This is a genomic window from Pseudoduganella buxea (assembly GCF_009720835.1).
In the GTDB taxonomy this organism is placed as follows: domain Bacteria; phylum Pseudomonadota; class Gammaproteobacteria; order Burkholderiales; family Burkholderiaceae_D; genus Rugamonas; species Rugamonas buxea.
Genome location: NZ_WNKZ01000004.1, coordinates 61,160 through 80,323, shown reverse-complemented (window position 1 = coordinate 80,323; position 19,164 = coordinate 61,160). Strand labels below are relative to the sequence as shown.

The following is a 19,164-nucleotide window of genomic DNA, read 5'->3' as shown; positions in this document are numbered from 1 at the left end:
GTTCCAGCTCAACTTGGAGGAATCACGATGACGTCACCGCTGATGCGAATCGGCGCGGCCGCCCTGGCCGCGCTGCTGTGCGGTCCCGCGTCGGCGCAGGCCGGCACCGAAGCAAAGCTCGACAACCGCAGCGTCAAGGCGGGCCTTGCGGCGCAAGGCGCCGATGCCGATACCGATACCGATTTTGTGCGGCGGGTCGGCGCCTTCCTCGACGGCTGGCATGACGACGCCGCCCACACGCGGCCGGCCTACTTCGACAAGATGGCGCCGCAGGGCATCTACATCGGCACCGACAAGAGCGAAATCTGGACGCGCGACCAATTCAAGGCCTGGGCCGCGCCCTACTGGAAGGCCGGCAAGGCCTGGTCGTTCAAGGCCAGCAAACGCAACGTCTACTTCTCGCCGGACCGCCGTTATGCCTGGTTCGACGAGCAGCTCGACACCCAGATGGGCACCTGCCAGGCCAGCGGCGTGCTGCGCAACACGGGCGACGGCTTCCTGGTCGAGCACTACCAGCTGTCGCTGGCCGTGCCGAACGCCCTCAACGCCGGCTTCGCGAAAGCCATCGCCGATTACGAGCAACGACAGGCGAAGACCGACAAGGCAAGGACGACGGCACGGTAATGGCAAGGATTCTCTTCATCCACCAGAACTTCCCCGGCCAGTTCCGCCACCTGGCGCCCGCACTGGCGGCCGACGGCCACGAAGTGGTCGCGCTGGGCATGACCGACCAGGCCGAGGCCCTGCCCGGCGTGCGCTACCACGTGCACCAGGCCAGGGTGCCGGCCGGCGCCCAGCAGCAGGCGCCGCAGTTGCGCGACCTGTTCAGCAAGATCCTGCGGGGCGAATCGTCCGCGGCCGCGCTGGCACGCCTGAAGGCCGAAGGCTTCACGCCCGACATCGTGTTCGTGCACCCGGGCTGGGGCGAGGCCCTGTTCGTCAAGGACGTGTTCCCCCGCGCGAAGCTGCTGATCTACGCGGAATACTATTACCAGGGTGAAGGCGGCGACTCGCATTTCGATCCGGAGTTTTCCGGCACGCCCGACCTGGACAGCCTGCAGCGCCTGCGCATCCGGAACACGCACCTGCTGCACGCCATGTCCGTGGCCGATGCCGCGCTGTCGCCCACGCTGTTCCAGCGCGACCGCCATCCCGACTGGTTCCGCCAGCGCATCGCCGTGATCCACGACGGCATCGACACGGACCGCTTCCGCCCCGACCCGGCCGCGCGCGTGACGCTGTCGTCGGCCGGTATCGTGCTCAAGCCCGGCGACGAAGTCGTCACCTTCGTGTCGCGCCAGCTGGAGCCTTACCGGGGCTATCACATCTTCATGCGCGCGCTGCCCGAGCTGCAGCGGCTGCGGCCGAATGCGCGCATCGTCATCGTCGGCGCCGATGGCGTCAGCTATGGCGCCGCGCCGCCGGCGGGCAAGACGTGGAAGGCGATCTTCCGCGACGAGGTGGCGCCGCGGCTGGACATGTCGCGCGTGCACTTCGTCGGGCGCCTGCCGCACGCCCTGCTGACGCAGTTGATGCAGGTATCGGCCGTCTACACCTACCTCACCTATCCGTTCGTGCTGTCATGGTCCTTGATGGAGGCGATGAGCACGGGCTGCCTGATCGTGGGCTCGCGCACGGCACCGCTGGAGGAAGTGATCCGCCACGGCGAGAACGGCCTGCTGACCGATTTCTTCGACCACGAGACGCTGGCCGGCACGGTGGCCGATGCGCTGGCGCGGCGCGACAGCCTGGCGCACTTGCGCGAGGCCGCCCGCCGCACCATCGTCGACGGCTACGACCTGCACCGGCATTGCCTGCCGGCGCAGAAGCGCTTCGTGCTGGACCAGGCCCTCGGCGGCAGCTAGCCGGCGGGCGCCAGCGGCGCCGCGCGAGGGTGCAACCGCGCGATGGCGGCCGCACTGTCAATGGACGAACGCGATGTGCTCCAGCGTGACGGGCACGCCCGTTACCGTGGCAATCTGCACAAGCTCGCCGGCGACGATGGCACTGTCGTCGCCATCGCTGGTGTACAGGAAGACGCCCGACGTCTTGCCGCTTTGGGCGACGAACAGCATGGTCGGATAGGCCACTTGGCCCTGGTGCGGCATGCCGATCGCCTTGACCAAGTCGGCCGGCGTCAGCGCCGCGAGCTTGCTCTTGACCAGCACCAGTTCCACATCGGTGCCGAAAGCGCCCGGTGCCGCCAGTTCGACAGCGCTGTCGATGGCGCCGTTGCCGTTACCGATCATGGCATCGATGACGAGCCAATCGCTGCTGTCGAAGTCGAGCACGGCATCGTTGCCGAAGCCGACGATGAAACTGTCGGCGCCGGCGCCACCGGTCAGCCGGTCCGCGCCCATGCCACCGTCGAGGATGTCGTCGCCCGCGCCGCCGCCCAGTATGTTCGCAGCGGCATTGCCCACCAGCCAGTTTGCTTCGCCGTTGCCGGCCAGGCCGATCGCGCCCGCCGACGTGACGGTGGCGTTTTCCACGTGCGCCGACAGCGTGTAGCTGCCCGAGGCAAGGGCCACATCGACGCTGTCGTTGCCGTTGCCGGCCAGTTCGACGATGACATCCGTGGCCACGTCGACCGTGTAGCGGTCGCTGCCGTTGCCGCCTTCGATCGTGTCGCTGCCGCCGAGACCGTTCAGGATGTCGTCCGCTCCGCTGCCGATCAGCGAGTCATTGAATCCGCTGGCAACGCCCGACAGCGCCGCGGTCCAGCTCAGCGTGCTGCCATCGCCGAACTGGACGCGCTCGATGCCACGCACGGTCACCTTCGCGAGGCCGGAGCCGGACTGGAACAGCGTGTCCGTCGGCGAAACGCGGGTGATCGTGTAGTACCACGGCAGCTCCGCAAGGACGAGGGTGTCGTCGCCCTTGCCGCCATCGATGGTATCGGTGCCGGTATGGCCGCACAGGGTATCGTTGCCGTCCATGCCCAGCAGGCGGTCGTTGCCGCCGCTGCCGTCGATGCGGTTGCCCAGCGCATTGCCCGTACCCGCCAGGCCGCTCTGCCATTCGCTGGCCAGGTTCTCGACGTGGGCGCCAAGCGTGTAGCTGGCCAGGCTGGTCGATACGGTATCGGTGCCGCCGTTGGCCAGTTCGGTCACGCTGTCGCCGGCCGCGTCGACGCGGTAGGTATCGTCGCCGCTGCCACCTACCAGCTTGTCCGCGCCCAGGCCACCGTCGAGCGTGTCGTCGCCGGCACCGCCCGTCAGGGCATTGGCGGCGCCGTTGCCCACCAGCGTATTGGCCGCGCCGTTGCCCGTGATGCCTGCGGCTCCCTTGCCCGAAACGGTGGCGTTCTCGATATTTTCCGACAGCACATAGGTGCCGGCGGCCAGTGCCACATCGACGTGGTCGATGCCTTCGCCGGCCTTCTCGATGACGATGTCGCCCGTGCTGTCGACGGCGTAGCGGTCGTAACCCTGGCCGCCGCTCATCGTGTCGCTGCCCGCAAGCCCGTCCAGCTCATCATCGTTGGCCGTGCCCGTGATGACGTCGCCGAACTTGCTCGGCCGGTTCAGCAGCAGCGAGGCAAGATCGACTGTGCCGCCAAGGAACTGGAGCTTCTCGATGCCCCGCAAGGTGACGGCCTGGTCCGGGCCGGTCAGGACGGTGTCGGTGGCGCTCGTACGCGTCACCACATACTGATAGCCATAGCCCAGCAGGATGGCCGTGTCGCCATCGCCGGCGCCGCCGTCGAGCGTGTCGTTGCCCGCGCCGCCGGCCAGGGTGTCGTCGCCGCCCAGGCCGGCCAGGCTGTCGCCACCGCTGCCGCCTTCGATGCGGTTGGCCAGGATGTTGCCGGTGCCGGCAAAGCCGGCCGTGCCGTCATACGTCAATTGTTCGACCTCGGCTGCCAGCGTGTACTTCGACAGGCTTGCCACCACCGTGTCCAGGCCCTCGTTTGCCCGTTCGGCCACGCTGTCGCCCGCCGCATCGACGCGGTAGGTATCGTCGCCCAGGCCGCCCGAGAGCTTGTCCGCCCCCGCGCCGCCATCGAGCGTGTCGTTGCCGGCGCCGCCCGCCAGGACGTTGCTGGCGCCGTTGCCGGTCAGCCGGTTGGCCACGGCGTTGCCGGTCAGGCCCACGGCCCCCTTGCCCGTGGCGATGGCGTGCTCGACGTGCTCGCCCAGGGTGTAGCTGCCCGAGGCGAACGCCACCTGCACCGTATCGTCGCCCTGCCCGGCCAGCTCGACGACAACGTCGCCCACCGTTTCGACCGTGTACAGATCGTCGCCCTCGCCGCCGGACAGCGTATCGTTGCCGCCCAGGCCGACCAGCGTATCGGCGTTGGCCGTGCCCGTCAGCAGGTCGGCCAGCGGGCTGGCCGTGTTGCCCAGCAAGCTGGCCAGCGTGAAGTAGCCGTCGAAGAACTGCACCGCCTCGATGCCGCGCAGGGTGACAGTCTCGCCTTCCCGTGCCACGATGGTGTCGGTGTTGTTCGGCCGCGATATCGTGTAGGCGCTGCGGGCGCCCAGCAGCGCGACGGTGTCGATGCCCTTGCCGCCGTCGAGGGTATCGTTGCCGGACAGGCCGGCCAGCGTGTCGTTGCCATCGGCGCCGGACAGCACGTCGGCCTGGTCCACGCTGCCGCTGATCAGGTTGTCGCCGGCGTTGCCGGTGCCAGTGAATGCGCCTGCGCCGTTGTAGACGAGCGCTTCCACATTGGCCGTCAGCGTATATTTCGCCAGTTCCGTCATGACGGTATCGATGCCTTCGCCGTCCAGCTCGGTGACGATGTCGCCGGCATCGACGATATACAGGTCGTTGTCCGCGCCGCCGGCCAGGCGGTCGGCGCCGGCGCCGCCATCGAGCGTATCGCTGCCGCCCTTGCCGGCCAGGACGTTGGCGGCGCCATTGCCGCGCAACAGATTGGCCGCCGCGTTGCCGGCAATGCCGATCGCCAGGATGCCGGCGGCGGCGTAGCCTTCTTCCACGTGTTCGCCCAACTGGTAAGGCTGGGCGGCGGCAACGGCCACGCGCACGGTATCGTGGCCGGCGCCCTCTTCCTCGACGACGAGCGCGCGGGCATCGTCGACAAGATAGGTGTCGTCGCCGGCGCCGCCGATCAAGGTGTCGCGTCCGCCGAAGCCTTCGAGCACGTCGGCGTCGGACGTGCCGGTGATGACGTCGTCGCCCAAGCCCGGCAGGCCTTCGAGCAGCTGCGCCAGCGTGTACGTTACGCCGTCCATGTCGAATTGCTCGACATCGCGCACGCGGATCGTGTCGCCCGTGGCGATGGCGGTCAGGACGATGTCCTCCCGGCTCCAGCGGCTGATCGTGTACTGGTCACGCGCGGCCAGGCCGTCGATGCCGTCCGTGCCGGCGCCGCCGTCGAAGAACTGGGTGCCGGTACCGGCATTGAGCATCCAGTCATCGCCGGCACCGCCGATGAATGCATCGTTTCCGCCCCTGCCGGTGAAACTGTCATTACCGGCGCCACCGTGGAAGGTTTCGCCGCTGGCGTTGCCGCTGAATCGATTGTCGAGCGCATTGCCGGTACCCTGGAAACCATCCTCCCAGGTGCCGTGCGTCAGGTGTTCCACGTTGGTGGGCAGCGTGTAGGCAGCCGCCGTCACGCGCACGGTATCGATGCCGCCATTGACGGCTTCCGTCACTACGTCGCCAGTCGAGTCGACCATGTAATAGTCGTTGCCGGCCCCGCCGGCCAGCGTGTCGTTGCCGCCCATGCCATCCAGGTAGTCCACGCCCGCCGTGCCGGTCAGCTTGTCGTTACCGTCGGTGCCCGCCATTGCCAGCAGCGACGCGAGCGTGTGCACGCTGTTGCTGAAGACGATGGTTTCGACATTGGTCAGCGTTACGGTGCCATCGGCCGACGTCAGGTGCAAGCTCTGTCCTTCGCGGGCCAACTGGTACTGGTTGCGCGCGCCCAAGCCCTGGACCGTGTCGTTGCCGGCGCCGCCATCGATGGCATCGCTGCCGCCGCCGCCCACCAGCACGTCGTTGCCGGCGCCGCCATCGATGGCGTCCCTACCGCCGCCACCGGCCAGCACGTCATTGCCGGCGCCGCCAGCCAGGGTATCGTTCATGGCGCTGCCGGTGATGGTGTCATTGCCGGCCGCGCCATCGACCTCGCCGGTCGCCGTCATGCTGATCTGGTTGTCCAGTTCATTGCCCCAGGCCCGGCCGGAATAGCCGTCCAGGACGAGATTCTCGACGTTGGCGGCCAGCGTGTACGTGGCCTGGTTGGAACTGAAGTACTCCGGGTGCAGCCTGAATGTGTCGATGCCTTCGCCGGCGCGTTCGATGACGACGGTGCCGGTCGTGCCCAAGTATTCGTCGTTTCCGGCGAACCCGGTCAGGGTGTCGCCCTTGAGGCGGGCGAACAGCCTGTCGTTGCCCAGGCCGCCAAAGAGCCGGCTCGGCCAGCTGCTATAAGGGGCCCCCTCACTGATACCCAGGTGGTTATCCAATGTCAGCGCGGAGAGCTGCACGTTCTTCAGCGTGATCACCGTCGTCATCGAATAGTAGCTGCTGCTGCCGTCACGATCGTACCGGATCAGGACATCGGCGCCGGACTGCTCGAACTTCAGGAAGTCCACGCCACGCTCGCCGGTAGTGTAGATGTCACGCAGCGCGTAGCGCAGGTCGAGCTTGTCGCCCCCGTCACCAGCCTGGAAATCCGTGACGACGGTCGAGCTGTAGGTCGACAGAGAAAAGACGTCCCGGCCGGTGCCGCCGGAAATGACGCCCCCGCTCGAATCGATGACATCGTCGCCACTGCCACCGTTGATCGTCGCCGTGTCGTAGTAGGACGACAGCGTGTCGTTGCCGGCCCCGCCGTCGAGCAGCGCACCGCTGCCGGTCAGCCTGTCGTCGCCGTCGCCGCCGAGCAGCGTACCGGCACCGTCGAGCGTATCGTTGCCCGCACCACCGTCGAGCCTGCTCACGCTCGCGCGGTCGCCGCTGAGGGAATCGTTGCCGGCGCCACCGATGAGGGTGTCGTTACCACCCCAGCTGAGCAAAGTATCGTCGCCCTCCCGGCCGTCGAGGATGTCCCTGAACGGGCTCCCGGTCAGATAGTCGTTACCCTCCGTCCCCGGCATGCTTGCGCCATCGACCGGGGCCAGCCGCCCCGATGGATCGAGACGGTGCAGGAAATTGTCTGCCGTCAGGGTAGCAGCCTCGACAGTTTTCAAGGTGAGGACCGTGACTGCTGCCTGATCCTGCCAGTACGGGCTATGGAACTGCAGCAGCGTATCGGTGCCGGATTGGACCAGCGCCAGGTAGCTGATGAAGGGATTGCCGCCCGTGTATTGGTGGTAGAGGCTGGCGTAGTTCAGCAGATTGCTGGCGTCGATCACGTCGCCGCCGGCACCGGCCTGGAAATCGGTCACCGTGTAGTGCTGCGTGGCGAAGGAGCCGCTAATGAAGGTATCGCTGCCCAGCCCACCGGTGGCGGAATCGCCGCCGGTCGCGCTGATCGTGTCGTTGCCGGCACCCCCCTGCAACAGGTCGAAACCGCCGCTGGCGGCAAGGTAATCGTCGCCGTCGCCGCCGAGAATGGTTTCGCTTGAGGGGGTGCCGGTGTATTTCGTCATGGTAGGAGCAGGAAAGAGGGTTCAGCCGCGGCACAGGCCGGCGCAGGACGGTATCCCGGCCAGCATCGCCAAAAAAGTCACAAATAGTAACATATGTTAAAAATCTGCAATCTATCCAATTCTCACTATTTATTGCGGAAATATAAAATCCCGCTGGGCGGGCCGGGCACAACAAAAAAGCCGCGTTTCCGCGGCTTTTCTACAACGCCAACAGCTTGCTATGCAGGCATCAGACGTTGAACAGGAAGTTCAGCACATCGCCATCCTTGACGACATATTCCTTGCCCTCGGCGCGCATCTTGCCCGCTTCCTTGGCGCCCGCCTCGCCCTTGAAGGCGATGAAGTCGTCGAAGGCGATGGTCTGGGCGCGGATGAAGCCACGTTCGAAGTCGGTGTGGATGACGCCGGCCGCTTGCGGTGCCGTGTCGCCCACGTGGATGGTCCAGGCGCGCACTTCCTTGACGCCGGCCGTGAAATAGGTCTGCAGGCCCAGCAGCTTGAAGCCGGCGCGGATCAGGCGGTCCAGGCCCGGTTCGTCCATGCCCATGTCGGCCAGGAAGGCGTGCTTGTCTTCGTCGTCCAGGTCGGCGATTTCCGCTTCGATGGCGGCGCAGATGGCGACGATGGGGGCGTTCTGCGACTTGGCGTAGGCCGTCAGCTGGTCCAGCAGCGGGTTGTCCTTGAAGCCGCTGTCGGAGACGTTGGCCACGTACATGGCCGGCTTGGCCGTGATCAGGCACATCGGTTTCAGCAGCGCCATCTCGTCGTCGGACAGGCCCAGCGCGCGGATCGGCTCGGCGTTGTTCAGGTGCGGCAGGATTTTTTCCAGCAAGGTCACCAGCTTGGCGGCATCCTTGTCGCCGGAACGGGACTTCTTGTTCTCGCGGTGGATGGCTTTCTCGACGGCGCTCATGTCGGCCAGCGCCAGCTCGGTCTGGATGACGGCGATATCGTCCAGCGGGTTGACCTTGCCGGCCACGTGGATGACGTTCTCGTCCTCGAAGCAGCGCACCACGTTGACGATGGCGTCCGTTTCGCGGATGTGGGCCAGGAACTGGTTGCCCAGGCCTTCACCCTGCGACGCGCCCGCCACCAGGCCGGCGATGTCGACGAATTCGACGATGGCATTGACGATGCGCTCGGGCTTGACGATGTCCGACAGCTGCTTCAGCCGCGGATCGGGCACTTCGACGACGCCCACGTTCGGCTCGATGGTGCAGAACGGGTAGTTTTCGGCGGGGATGCCGGCCTTGGTCAGCGCATTGAAAAGGGTGGACTTGCCGACGTTGGGCAGGCCGACGATGCCGCATTTGAGACTCATGGAATTCCTTGTTAAATGTGAATGCCGCCGCCGGGCGCGTGCACACCGCTTGTGTGCTTTCCGTAACGCAGGGGCTGGGGAATGTGCGCATTATAGCGCCCCGCCGGGCCCGGATCTTCGCCACATCGATGATTCCTTGGGGCAATTATGGCGTACACTGGGGCCAGGAACGCCGCACTGGCGCTCCCAGGCAGGAGAAACCCATGGACGACAGCCACAGAGACGAGCAGGTTACGATGGACCGGTTGTGCATCGGCCTGTACGTGGAGCTGGACCTGAAATGGTTCGAGCACCCGTTCACTTTCAGCCGCTTCAAGCTGAAAAGCGCGGAGCAGATCGCCACCTTGTGCGCGCTGGGCCTGGCCAGCGTGCGCGTCCACCCCGACCTGTCGGACGTGCGGCCCCTGCCGCCGTCGACCCAGCCGGTCGCGGCGCAAGCGGCCGCCCCGGCACCTGACGCCCCCGCCCTGCAGGCCAAGCTGGCGATGGTGGAACGGCTGCGCGTGCTGCGCGCCAGCACGGTGCGCGTCGAGCGGGCCTGCGCCGACACGACGCGCCGCATCCACGCCATCGAACGCCAGCTGTTCGCCCGCCCCGAGGACAGTGCGCGCCAGGCCGTCCAGCTGGTCGGGCAGATCACCGAGTCGATCCTCGACGCGCCCGAGCTGGCGATCCACGTGATGGGCGACGCCGCCGGCGGCGAGGACACCTGCTGCCACGCGCTGAACGTGACGATGCTGTCGTTGATGATGGCGCGCGAGATCGGCCTGCCCCAACCCGTGGCCGCCGCGCTGGGACTTGGCGCGCTGCTGCACGATGCCGGCTGCCGCACCATCCCGGAACGCCTGCTGACGGCCCCGGGCCCGCTGACGGCCAGCGAACAGCACCTGTTCGAGCTGCATCCCCGCTACGGCGTGGATCTGGTGCAGGGCATGCACGGGGTCGACGGCATCAAGGCGGCCGCCGGCGTCATCGGCGAACACCACGAGCGCTTCGACGGCAGCGGCTATCCGGGCGGACTGCGCGGCGAAGCGATCGGCCTGCTGGCGCGCATCGTCGCCATCGCCGACCATTACGACGAAATGTGCAACCCCGTCGACCTGGCCGCCGCGCAGACGCCGCACGAGGCGCTGTCGACGATGTTCGCGAAGCACCGCGCCCGGTTCGATCCGAAACTGCTGCAGGTGTTCATCCACTGCCTGGGCGTGTACCCGCCCGGCACCCTGGTGCAGCTGTCGAACGGCATGCTGGGCATGGTCAGCACCGTCAACACGGCGCGGCCGATGAAGCCGATGCTGGTGGTGTTCGACCCGGGCGTGCCGAAGCACGAAGCCATCGTCGTCGACCTGGAACGGGACGGTGAACTGAACATCGTGCGCGCCGTGCGGCCGGCCCAGGTGCCGCCGGCCGTGGTGGCCTACCTGAGCCCGCGCCGGCGCGTCAGCTACTATTTCGATGCCGGCCAGCCCGGCGCCGCCGCGCCATGAACGACCTGGCCCAACTGATGCTCGACCACAGCGCCAGCCTGATGCTGCTGGTCGAGCCCCGCACCCTGCGCATCGTCGGCGTCAACCGCGCCGTCGAACAGCTGCTGAACTACACGAAGGAGCAGCTGCTGGCGATGGCCATCACCGATATCGACAGCGCCCTGCAGGACCTGTTCTACTGGGAAGACGTGCGGGGCGGGCGCCACGCGGACATCGAAAGCCAGGATGGCCAGTACCGCCGCGCCGACGGCGAGCTGCTGGCGGTATCGAAATCGGTGCGGGCCTTGACGCACGATGGCGCCGTGCTGATGCTCGTGTCGGCGCGCGACGTGCAGCACGAGCACAAGCTGGAAGACGTGCTGGCGCAGACCTTGTCGCAGCTCCAGGCCACGCTCGAATCGACCGGCAACGGCATCCTCGTGATCGACTGGCACGGCCGCATCGCCAGCATGAACCGGCTGTTCAGCCGGATGTGGGCGATTCCCCAGAATTTGCTGGATGGGCAGGACGATGCCGGCATCCTCGACCATCTGTGCGGCGCCGTGGCCGAAGGACCGACCTGCCGCGCGCGGCTGCAGCAGCTGGTCGACGAGCGCGCGACGGTAGACCGCTTCCACCTTGCCAGCGGGCGCGTGTTCGAATGCACGTCGCGTCCGCAGCGGCTGGGCGAACGCATCATCGGGCGCGTGTTCGGCTTCAACGACATCACGCAGCGCGAGCAGGATGAAGCGGCGCTGCGCGAATCGCGCGACCAGCTCGAGGCGCGCGTGGTGGAACGCACGGCCGCGCTGCAGACGGCCAACGCCACCTTGCACGAGGAGAAGGCACGGCAGGAAGAACTGATCGGCAAGCTGGGGGCGGCCCAGATGCAGTTGCTGCAGGCCGAAAAGATGGCGTCAGTCGGCCTGCTGGCGGCCGGCGTGGCGCACGAGATCAACAATCCGATCGCCTTTGTCAGCACCAATGTCGGCACCTTGCAGGTGTATGCGCAGGGGCTGCTGAAACTGCTGGAGGCCTACGAGGCAATGGACGGCGCACTGGCAGCGCCGGACCTGGCGCGGGTCGACACGATCCGGCAGGAGATCGACGCGGCCTGGCTGCGCGAGGATATCGGCGCGCTGCTGACCGAATCGATGGAGGGCCTGAAACGGGTGAAAAGCATCGTCCAGGACCTGAAGGATTTCTCGCACGTGTCCGAGTCGCAGCGCCAGTGGGCCAATGTGGAACGGGGCCTGGACAGCACCTTGAACCTGGTCGCCAACGACTTGAAATACAAGGCCGACGTCGTCAAGGACTACGCCGGCGTGCCGGAAATCGAATGCCTGCCGTCGCAACTGAACCAGGTCTTCATGAACCTCATGATCAACGCCGGCCACGCCATCGCGGAACGGGGATTGATCACGGTGCGCACCGGTTTCGATGCGGCCACGCTGTGGGTCGAGATCGAGGACAGCGGCGCCGGCATCGCGCCGGAACACCTGTCGCGCATCTTCGAGCCCTTCTTCACGACCAAGCCGGTCGGCAAGGGCACGGGCCTGGGGCTGTCGCTGTCCTACGGCATCGTGCGCAAGCACGGCGGCACCATCGAGGTGCGCAGTGAACCGGGCCAGGGCTCGCTGTTTCGCGTGACCTTGCCGCGCCAGGCGTGATCAGGCTACCGGCCGGCCGCGATCAGGCCCGATCAGGCCGTGTGCAGCGCCGTCGTCGCCAGCGCCATCTTGCCGGCCACGGCCAGCGGAATGACCTTCAGGCTCTTCTCGATCGCTTCGTCGATCAGGAGCTGCTCCTCGCGGCGGGGCCGGTGCAGCACGAAGTCGGCCACGTTCTGCGCCAGGTTCAGGGTGCGGGGGTGGCCGATGCCCAGGCGCAGGCGCCAGTAGTCCTGCGTGCCCAGGGCCGCCGTGATGTCCTTCAGGCCATTGTGCCCGCCGGAGGAACCGCCCTTCTTCAGCTTGGCCGCACCGGGCGGCAGATCGAGTTCGTCGTGCACGACGAGGATTTCGTCCGGATTGATCTTGAAGAAGCGCGCCAGGCCGCCGACGGACTGGCCGGAGCGGTTCATATAGGTTTGCGGTTCCAGCAGCCACACTTCCTGGCCGCCGATGCTGCCTTTCGCGGCCAGCGCGTTGAAGCGGCTTTCGCGCTGAAGGAAGGTGCCGGGCATGCCGCGGGCCAGGTTGTCGACCAGCCAGAAGCCGGCGTTGTGGCGGGTTTGTTCGTATTCGGCTCCGGGGTTGCCGAGGCCGACGATCAGGCGGATGGTCATGGCGCGAAGGTGGGAAGAAAAGCGGGATTATCCCGGAGTTTCACCGCCCACGCCACCATTCGGGAATCTCGTACAGCACCATCCCCACCAGCATGGCGATGAAGAAGGGCCACACCGCCGTGCCGGCCATCGACAACGACGCCAGCGCTGGGCCGGGGCAATAACCGGACAGGCCCCAGCCGACGCCGAAGGCGATGCTGCCGCCCACCAGGCGCCCGTCGATGCGGCGCGCCGTCGGCAGATGCAGCGGCTCGCCCTGCAAGGTGGTGCCGCGCCGGCGTGCGAACTGGAACGCCGGCAGCGCCACCAGCAGCGCGCCGCCCATGACGAAGGCCAGCGACGGGTCCCAGCGGCCGGCCACGTCGAGGAAGGCCGTGACCTTGGCCGGGTCGGTCATGCCGGAGAGGATCAGGCCGAAGCCGAACAGCAGGCCGGCAAGCAGCGCAATTGCATTGGGCATGTCAGGCTCCTGTCACGTGACGCATCACGAAGACCGTGACGGCCCCCGCCAGCATGAAGCAAGCAGTGGCCGCCGCCGAGCGGGGCGACAGCCGTGCCAGGCCGCACACGCCGTGCCCGCTGGTGCAGCCGCCGCCATAGCGCGTGCCCAGGCCCACCAGCAGCCCGGCCACGACCAGCATCGCGGTGCCGGCCACGGGGCGCACGGCCGGCAATGCCGTCACGCCGCTCCACAAGGGCGCTGCCAGCAACAGGCCGGCAAGGAAGGCCAGGCGCCAGCGGCGGTCGTGGCGCGGCGCACGCAGCAGGCCGCCGAGAATGCCGCTGATGCCGGCGATGCGGCCGTTGAGCAGGATCAGCATGGCTGCGGCCAGGCCGATCAGCATGCCGCCGGCCAGCGAGGTCCAGGGGGTGAAGTGTTGCCAGTCGATGATCATGACAGTCCTTTCGCGTTTGTAGGGAACAGTATGCGCAAAAAAAAACCCTGCCGCAGCAGGGTTTTTGCGTTTGCCGCGCGAACGCGGCAAATGGTCGAGATTACTTCTTCTCTTCGGTGGCGGCCGCGTCGGCGGACACCTGGCCGGCCGGTACCGAAGCGGTAGCGACGGTCAGGTTGTTGCCGTGCGTCAGGGCCGACACGCCTTCCGGGAAGGTCAGGTCGGAGATGTGCAGCGTGGTGCCGACATCCATCGTCGACAGGTCGACGGAGATGAATTCCGGCAGGGCCGACGGCAGGCACGAAACTTCGATTTCGTTCAGCACGTGGCTGATCGTGGCGCCGTGCAGCTTGACGGCTGGCGACACGTCGGCGTTTTCGAAGTGCAGTGCCACTTTGACGTGGATCGGCTGGTTGGCGTCGACGCGCTGGAAGTCAGCGTGCAGGACCAGTTGCTTGTATGCGTGCATCTGGAAGTCGCGCAGCAGCACTTTCTGTACCTTGCCGTCGATTTCCAGGTCCAGGATCGAACCGTGGAAAGCTTCTTTTTTCAGCGCGTGGTACAGCGCGTTGTGGTCCAGGGCGATCGTCACGGGGGCTTCGGCGCCGCCGTAGATGATGCCAGGGGTTTGGCCGGAAATACGCAGGCGGCGGCTCGCACCCGTGCCCTGCAGTTCGCGTTTGAATGCAACAACTTTCATTTGATACTCCAAGAGAGTTCAGGACTTGCGCCCCGAGTTATAAAGCCTCCCGCGACCAGGATGGCTTCGAAATCGGCAGTGCGCGGCATATTGATTGCACGCTGCCGGATAAAACGCAGCGGCGCGCCGGTCGAAAACCGGGCGCGCCGCCATAAATACCGATCGTTCGCGGTGTTTAGTCGACGAACAGGGAGATCACGGAATCGCCCTTGATGATGCGCTTGAACGTCTCTGCCAGCAGCGGTGCGCAGGTCAGTTGACGGATCTTGCCGCAGGCACGACCGGCGTCGGACAGGGGAATCGTGTCCGTCACCACCAGCTCGTCCAGCGAGGAATTGGTGATGCGTTCGATTGCCGGGCCGGACAGCACAGGGTGCGTGCAATACGCGATGACTTTCTTGGCGCCGCGTTCCTTCAGGACTTCGGCAGCTTTTACCAAGGTGCCGGCGGTATCGACCATATCGTCCATGATGACGCAGTTGCGGCCTTCGACGTCGCCGATGATGTTCATCACTTCGGAAACGTTGGCTTTCGGACGGCGCTTGTCGATGATGGCCAGGTCGCAGCCGAGGCGCTTGGCCAGCGCGCGGGCGCGGACCACGCCGCCGACGTCGGGCGACACCACCAGCAGGTCCTGGTGATCTTTTTTCTGCAGGTCGCCCAGCAGGATCGGCGACGCGTAGATATTATCGACGGGAATATCGAAGAAGCCCTGGATCTGGTCGGCATGCAGGTCCATGATCAGGACACGCTCGACACCGGCTTTTTCCAGCATATTGGCGACGACTTTAGCCGAAATGGCCACGCGGGCGGAACGCGGGCGGCGATCCTGGCGGGCGTAACCAAAGTAAGGAATGGCGGCCGTGATGCGGCCAGCGGATGCGCGTTTCAGGGCATCGACCATCAGGATCAGTTCCATCAGGCTGTCGTTGGTGGGCGCGCAGGTCGATTGCAGCACGAAGACGTCTTTACCGCGCACGTTCTCGTTGATTTCGACCATTACTTCGCCGTCCGAGAATTTCGAAACGACCGCTTTGCCGAGGGGGATGCCGAGATTTTTTGCGACCCCTTCTGCCAACGCAGGATTAGCGTTGCCGGTAAAAACCATCAGGTTTTCGTAAGCCATGGGAGTCCCAGGAAGGTAAGCATTGACTTGAATACACCGGAACGAATCCAGCATGTGAAAAAAAACGGAATAAAAAAGCCCCGGCTCGGCAGGGGCATTTTTTTGTTTTACTTCGGCTGGAGCCTGCGCATCGACAGACCGAAGAAAATTGGTGGCAGGGGAACAAGGATTCGAACCTTGGTATGCCGGAATCAAAATCCGGTGCCTTAACCAGCTTGGCGATTCCCCTACGCTTGACTGACTGCTTTCTGTCAGATGGCGAGCATTATACTGCATCTCCAACATAAAGCCAAATCTTTTTACGTTTCACAACTTTCAGTGCCGATATTCACTTGAACATCATGACAGCATCGGATGGCGTTCCAGCGCTTTCGCTTTCCAGCCGTTCCAGGCGGCGGGTACTTTCGCAAGTACCGCATCGACCTGTTCCTCGCTGTCAAACGCGCAGAACACACAAGCTCCGGAGCCAGTCATCCTGGCATCGCCGTACGCCCCCAGCCATTCTACCGCCTCTGCCACCGGCGGGAACAAGCGGGAGGCCACTTGTTGTAAATCGTTCTTTCCAAACCCGCCCAACTGACTTCGTTTTGCGTAGTGCCTGGAAAAGTCCGCCATTATGACGAGCGGCGTGTCCCTTGTCAAATGTTCCGATGAAAAAATCTTTGCGGTGGGCACTGAAACACCCGGCTCGATGACGAGATACCAGCAGTCGGGCCCGTCCACCTCGTGCAGGGCCTCGCCCACGCCTTCAGCGAAAGCCGTGCGGCCGAACAGGAAGAACGGGATGTCCGCGCCCAGCGGCAGGCCCATGTCCATCAGTTCCTGCTGCGACAGGCCGCCCTGCCACAAGGTGTTCAGCGCCATCAGCGTGGTGGCCGCGTCCGACGAGCCGCCGCCCAGGCCGCCGCCCATCGGCAGGATCTTGTCGATGGCGATATCGACGCCGGGCGGCGTGCGACCCGTGCGGCGGATCACCTCGGCCTGCAGCAGGCGCGCGGCGCGCACGATCAGGTCCGATTCCTCCGGCACGCCCGGCACGTCGGTGACGCGGCAGATCGCGTCGTCGTCGCGCAAGGTGAAGTGCAGCAGGTCGCTCCGGTCGATCAGCTGGAACGCCGTCTGCAGCAGGTGGTAGCCGTCGGCGCGGCGCCCCGTCACGTGCAGGAACAGGTTCAGCTTGGCCGGGGCCGGGCAGTCGAGCAGCTGCCTCATTGTCCGGCCGCCGGGTCGATCACGATACGGATGGCCACTTCCTCGATGTCGCCGCCGGCGCCGCGCGCGGCGTCGATCCTGCGTGGCCTGGGCGGGCTGCTGCCTTCCTGCCACGACACGAATTCGAGCTTCCAGCCGTCCTGCGTGGTGACCTTGTTCCGTGCCGGGCTGGCTGCGAAGCGCTGGCCGCCCGCGGCCGTCGCATAGCCCTGCAGCCAGTCGCGCAGGCCGGAAACGGGCAGCGGCCAGCCCAAGGTCTGCGCCGACAGCGTGTCGATATCGGGCGCGCTGCGGGGCGCCTCCTTGCCTTCGCGGTAGGTTGCTTCCTGCGGCGTGACGGTGATGGCGGCGATCTGCTGGCCCAGCGGCGAGGACAAGGTCACGTCCGTGCGCGGCCCCTGCTGGTGCCAGGCGAATTTGCCGGACAGCGATTCCTGCTTGCCCTGCTTGATGTAGTTGACCGACAGGCGCCCCGCCAGGTCGACGACGTCGTTGTAGGGTGCCACGCTGGCGGTCGACAGCGGCGCCGTCGCTGTCGTGGCGCAGCCGGCCAGCAGCGCGGCGGCGCAGACGACGAGGGAGCCCACGCGGGGTTTGATGCAGTGCTTCATACGATCCTTAGATACTGGTGTTCAGGCGCGCCAGCGTGTCGCGCAGGGCGTCGCTCTTCGGGTCCTTGGCGCGGGCTTCGCGCCACAGCTTCTGCGCCTCGGCATGCCGGCCCTGCTGCCACAGCACTTCGCCCAGGTGCACGGCGATCTCCGCGTCGTTGCGCAGCGCGTAGGCCTGGCGCAGCGTTGCTTCCGCCTCCTTCAGGCGGCCCATGCGGAATTGTACCCAGCCCATGCTGTCCATGATGTACGGATCGCCCGGCGCCATCTTCAGGGCCTTCTCGATCAGCGCGTGGGCTTCTTCCAGGCGCACGCCGCGCTCGGCCAGCGAGTAGCCCAGCGCATTGTAGGCATGGTGGTTCTCCGGCACCGCTTCCATCACCTTGCGCAGGGCTGCTTCCATTTCGTCCGGCTTGCCCTGTTTTTCGGCCGCCAGCGCGAAGTCGTACATCAGGTCCGGGCTGTCCGGGAAGCGCTTGACGGCGTCGGCCAGCAGCACATAGGCTTCGGCGCCCCGCCCCGCGTCGCGCAGCAGCTGGCCCTCCGTCTGCATCACCTCGGCCTGTTCGGCCGGATCGACGGCACCGATCTCGCGCAGCTGCTTCAGGGCCCCTTCCAGGTCGCCCTTCTTCGACGTCAGGTGGGCGCGCTTGAGCTGCGCCGTCAGGGCCAGGCGCGCATCGGCGCTGTCGACCTTGTCCAGCCAGGCGATGGCGCCATCGAGGTCGCCCCGCTCCTCGGCGATCTGCGACAGCAGCATGATGGCCTTCGACGCATCGCCCCGCTCCTCGCGTTCGTCGTCACCCTCGTCCCCGTCGCTGGCCTTCTGCACCAGTTCGACGTGGCGGCGCAGGTACTGCTCGGCCGCATTCGGATCGTTGGCCTGCACGGAGATGATGCCCAGCGCGTACAGGGTGGCGGGGTTGTCCGGCTGGTCCTTCAATATCGCCTCGAACTGGGTGCGGGCCCTGTCGTAGCGCTTCTGCTCGACCAGCATGCGGGCATAGGCCGCACGCACTTCGCGTGCACCGGGATTTTTCGCCAGGAAGCCGGCGAACAGCTGGCCCGCCGCATCGGCATCGCCCAGCACCTGCGCCATCGTCAGCACGGCCAGCTCCGAGTCGCCCTTCAGTTCCAGCGCGCGGCGCGCCTCGCGCAGGGCGCGGTCCTTGTCCTCGGCGGCATAGGCTCCCTGGGCCAGCACCAGGTGGCTTTCCATCATGTCGCCATACGGCGCCAGCACGCGCTCCATCAGCGCAAACGCCGCCTTCTTGTCCTTGGCGCGCAGCAGGTACTGCTGCATCTGGAACATGACAAGGCCCCGGGCCTGGGGCGGCGCACCGTTCAGGCGCTGGGCGAACACCTGTTCCGATTCGCTCAGGTCGTCGCCCAGCACGGAAAAGCCGAGGAAGTACTGCACCGCCTCGTCCGAGTCGGGGGCCAGCTCGCGCCACAGGCGGATCGCGGCCAGCGCCTCGTTGCCCTGCTTGGCCGCCAGCGCCATCTCGGCCGAGCGGCGCGCCAGGCGCGGATCGCGGGTCTGCTGGGCCAGCACCATCATGCCCACATAGGCGCTTTGCCATTGGCCCCGCTTGAAGTCCAGCTCGGCTTTTGTGAGCTTATAGAACAGGTCGCTCGTCAATTCGACGGTGGGCAGCTTTTCATCCTGCCGCAAGGTGGCGGCCATGGCATCGGCCCCGGTGGCGGCAGCGGCCGCGCTGGCACCGTTGTCGGCGGCCGGCGTGGCGGCCGGACCGGCTGGTGCGTCCCCGTCCGCTGCCTGTTTTTGCGGCGCAACAGCGCACGCGGACAGCAGGGCCGACAGGGTTACAATGGCGAATGCGTTTTTCAAGGTGGATCCTGCTTAGTCGGGCTCGATCCCTGATTTTACGCCAACCCACTGCTTTCAACTGTTTGCAGGTGTAACAGATGCTTGACCGGAATAAACTTGAAACGCCCTTTTCCGGCCCGCCC

The 19,164-nt window shown here is 66.2% G+C and carries 14 protein-coding genes and 1 tRNA gene; 4 read left to right on the top strand and 11 right to left on the bottom strand.

What is annotated here, in order from left to right; genetic code table 11:
• Positions 1-27: 27 nt before the first annotated feature.
• Complete coding sequence (locus GM672_RS02795) at positions 28-624, top strand: nuclear transport factor 2 family protein (protein ID WP_229417523.1); 597 nt, start codon at positions 28-30, stop codon at positions 622-624.
• A complete protein-coding gene (locus tag GM672_RS02790) occupies positions 624-1,865 on the top strand; it encodes a glycosyltransferase family 4 protein (protein ID WP_155468997.1) in 1,242 nt (413 codons plus the stop codon). The genes GM672_RS02795 and GM672_RS02790 overlap by 1 nt, the downstream gene beginning before the upstream one ends.
• Before the next feature lie 57 nt (positions 1,866-1,922).
• Here GM672_RS02790 and GM672_RS02785 read toward each other — a convergent pair whose 3' ends face one another.
• Complete coding sequence (locus GM672_RS02785) at positions 1,923-7,571, bottom strand: type I secretion C-terminal target domain-containing protein (protein WP_155468996.1); 5,649 nt, start codon at positions 7,569-7,571, stop codon at positions 1,923-1,925.
• Positions 7,572-7,800: 229 nt separating this feature from the next.
• The gene (gene ychF, locus GM672_RS02780) at positions 7,801-8,892 is read right to left on the bottom strand and encodes a redox-regulated ATPase YchF (RefSeq protein ID WP_155468995.1); all 1,092 of its coding nucleotides are present in this window, start codon (positions 8,890-8,892) and stop codon (positions 7,801-7,803) included.
• A 203-nt stretch (positions 8,893-9,095) separates the two neighbouring features.
• Between ychF and GM672_RS02775 the strand changes: the two genes are divergently transcribed.
• Positions 9,096-10,379, top strand: coding sequence for a cyclic di-GMP phosphodiesterase (locus tag GM672_RS02775; RefSeq protein ID WP_155468994.1), 1,284 nt, complete (start codon positions 9,096-9,098; stop codon positions 10,377-10,379).
• Entirely contained in the window at positions 10,376-12,028 is a 1,653-nt protein-coding gene (locus tag GM672_RS02770; protein ID WP_155468993.1) for a PAS domain-containing sensor histidine kinase, read from the top strand. The genes GM672_RS02775 and GM672_RS02770 overlap by 4 nt, the downstream gene beginning before the upstream one ends.
• Positions 12,029-12,060: 32 nt before the next feature.
• Here the strand turns inward: GM672_RS02770 and pth are convergent, their stop codons facing one another.
• The 9 genes from pth to GM672_RS02725 form a co-directional block, all read right to left on the bottom strand.
• Positions 12,061-12,645: an aminoacyl-tRNA hydrolase gene (gene pth, locus GM672_RS02765; protein ID WP_155468992.1), complete on the bottom strand. Its 585-nt coding sequence runs from the start codon at positions 12,643-12,645 to the stop codon at positions 12,061-12,063.
• A 40-nt stretch (positions 12,646-12,685) separates the two neighbouring features.
• Positions 12,686-13,105 (bottom strand): YeeE/YedE family protein, encoded by a 420-nt coding sequence (locus GM672_RS02760; RefSeq protein WP_155468991.1) that lies wholly within the window; start codon positions 13,103-13,105, stop codon positions 12,686-12,688.
• Position 13,106: 1 nt separating this feature from the next.
• Positions 13,107-13,541, bottom strand: a complete 435-nt coding sequence (locus tag GM672_RS02755; protein ID WP_155468990.1) for a YeeE/YedE family protein — start codon at positions 13,539-13,541, stop codon at positions 13,107-13,109.
• A 100-nt stretch (positions 13,542-13,641) separates the two neighbouring features.
• Entirely contained in the window at positions 13,642-14,241 is a 600-nt protein-coding gene (locus tag GM672_RS02750) for a 50S ribosomal protein L25/general stress protein Ctc (protein ID WP_155468989.1), read from the bottom strand.
• 175 nt (positions 14,242-14,416) lie between these two features.
• Positions 14,417-15,367, bottom strand: coding sequence for a ribose-phosphate pyrophosphokinase (locus GM672_RS02745; RefSeq protein ID WP_155468988.1), 951 nt, complete (start codon positions 15,365-15,367; stop codon positions 14,417-14,419).
• Between the two features lie 152 nt (positions 15,368-15,519).
• Positions 15,520-15,596, bottom strand: a tRNA-Gln gene (locus GM672_RS02740).
• 110 nt (positions 15,597-15,706) lie between these two features.
• Positions 15,707-16,579 (bottom strand): 4-(cytidine 5'-diphospho)-2-C-methyl-D-erythritol kinase, encoded by an 873-nt coding sequence (ispE, locus tag GM672_RS02735; RefSeq protein WP_155468987.1) that lies wholly within the window; start codon positions 16,577-16,579, stop codon positions 15,707-15,709.
• On the bottom strand, positions 16,576-17,190 hold the full coding sequence (locus GM672_RS02730) for an outer membrane lipoprotein LolB (protein WP_155468986.1): 615 nt from the start codon (positions 17,188-17,190) through the stop codon (positions 16,576-16,578). The genes ispE and GM672_RS02730 overlap by 4 nt, the downstream gene beginning before the upstream one ends.
• A gap of 7 nt (positions 17,191-17,197) precedes the next feature.
• Positions 17,198-19,042, bottom strand: a complete 1,845-nt coding sequence (locus GM672_RS02725; protein WP_155468985.1) for a tetratricopeptide repeat protein — start codon at positions 19,040-19,042, stop codon at positions 17,198-17,200.
• Positions 19,043-19,164: the final 122 nt, after the last annotated feature.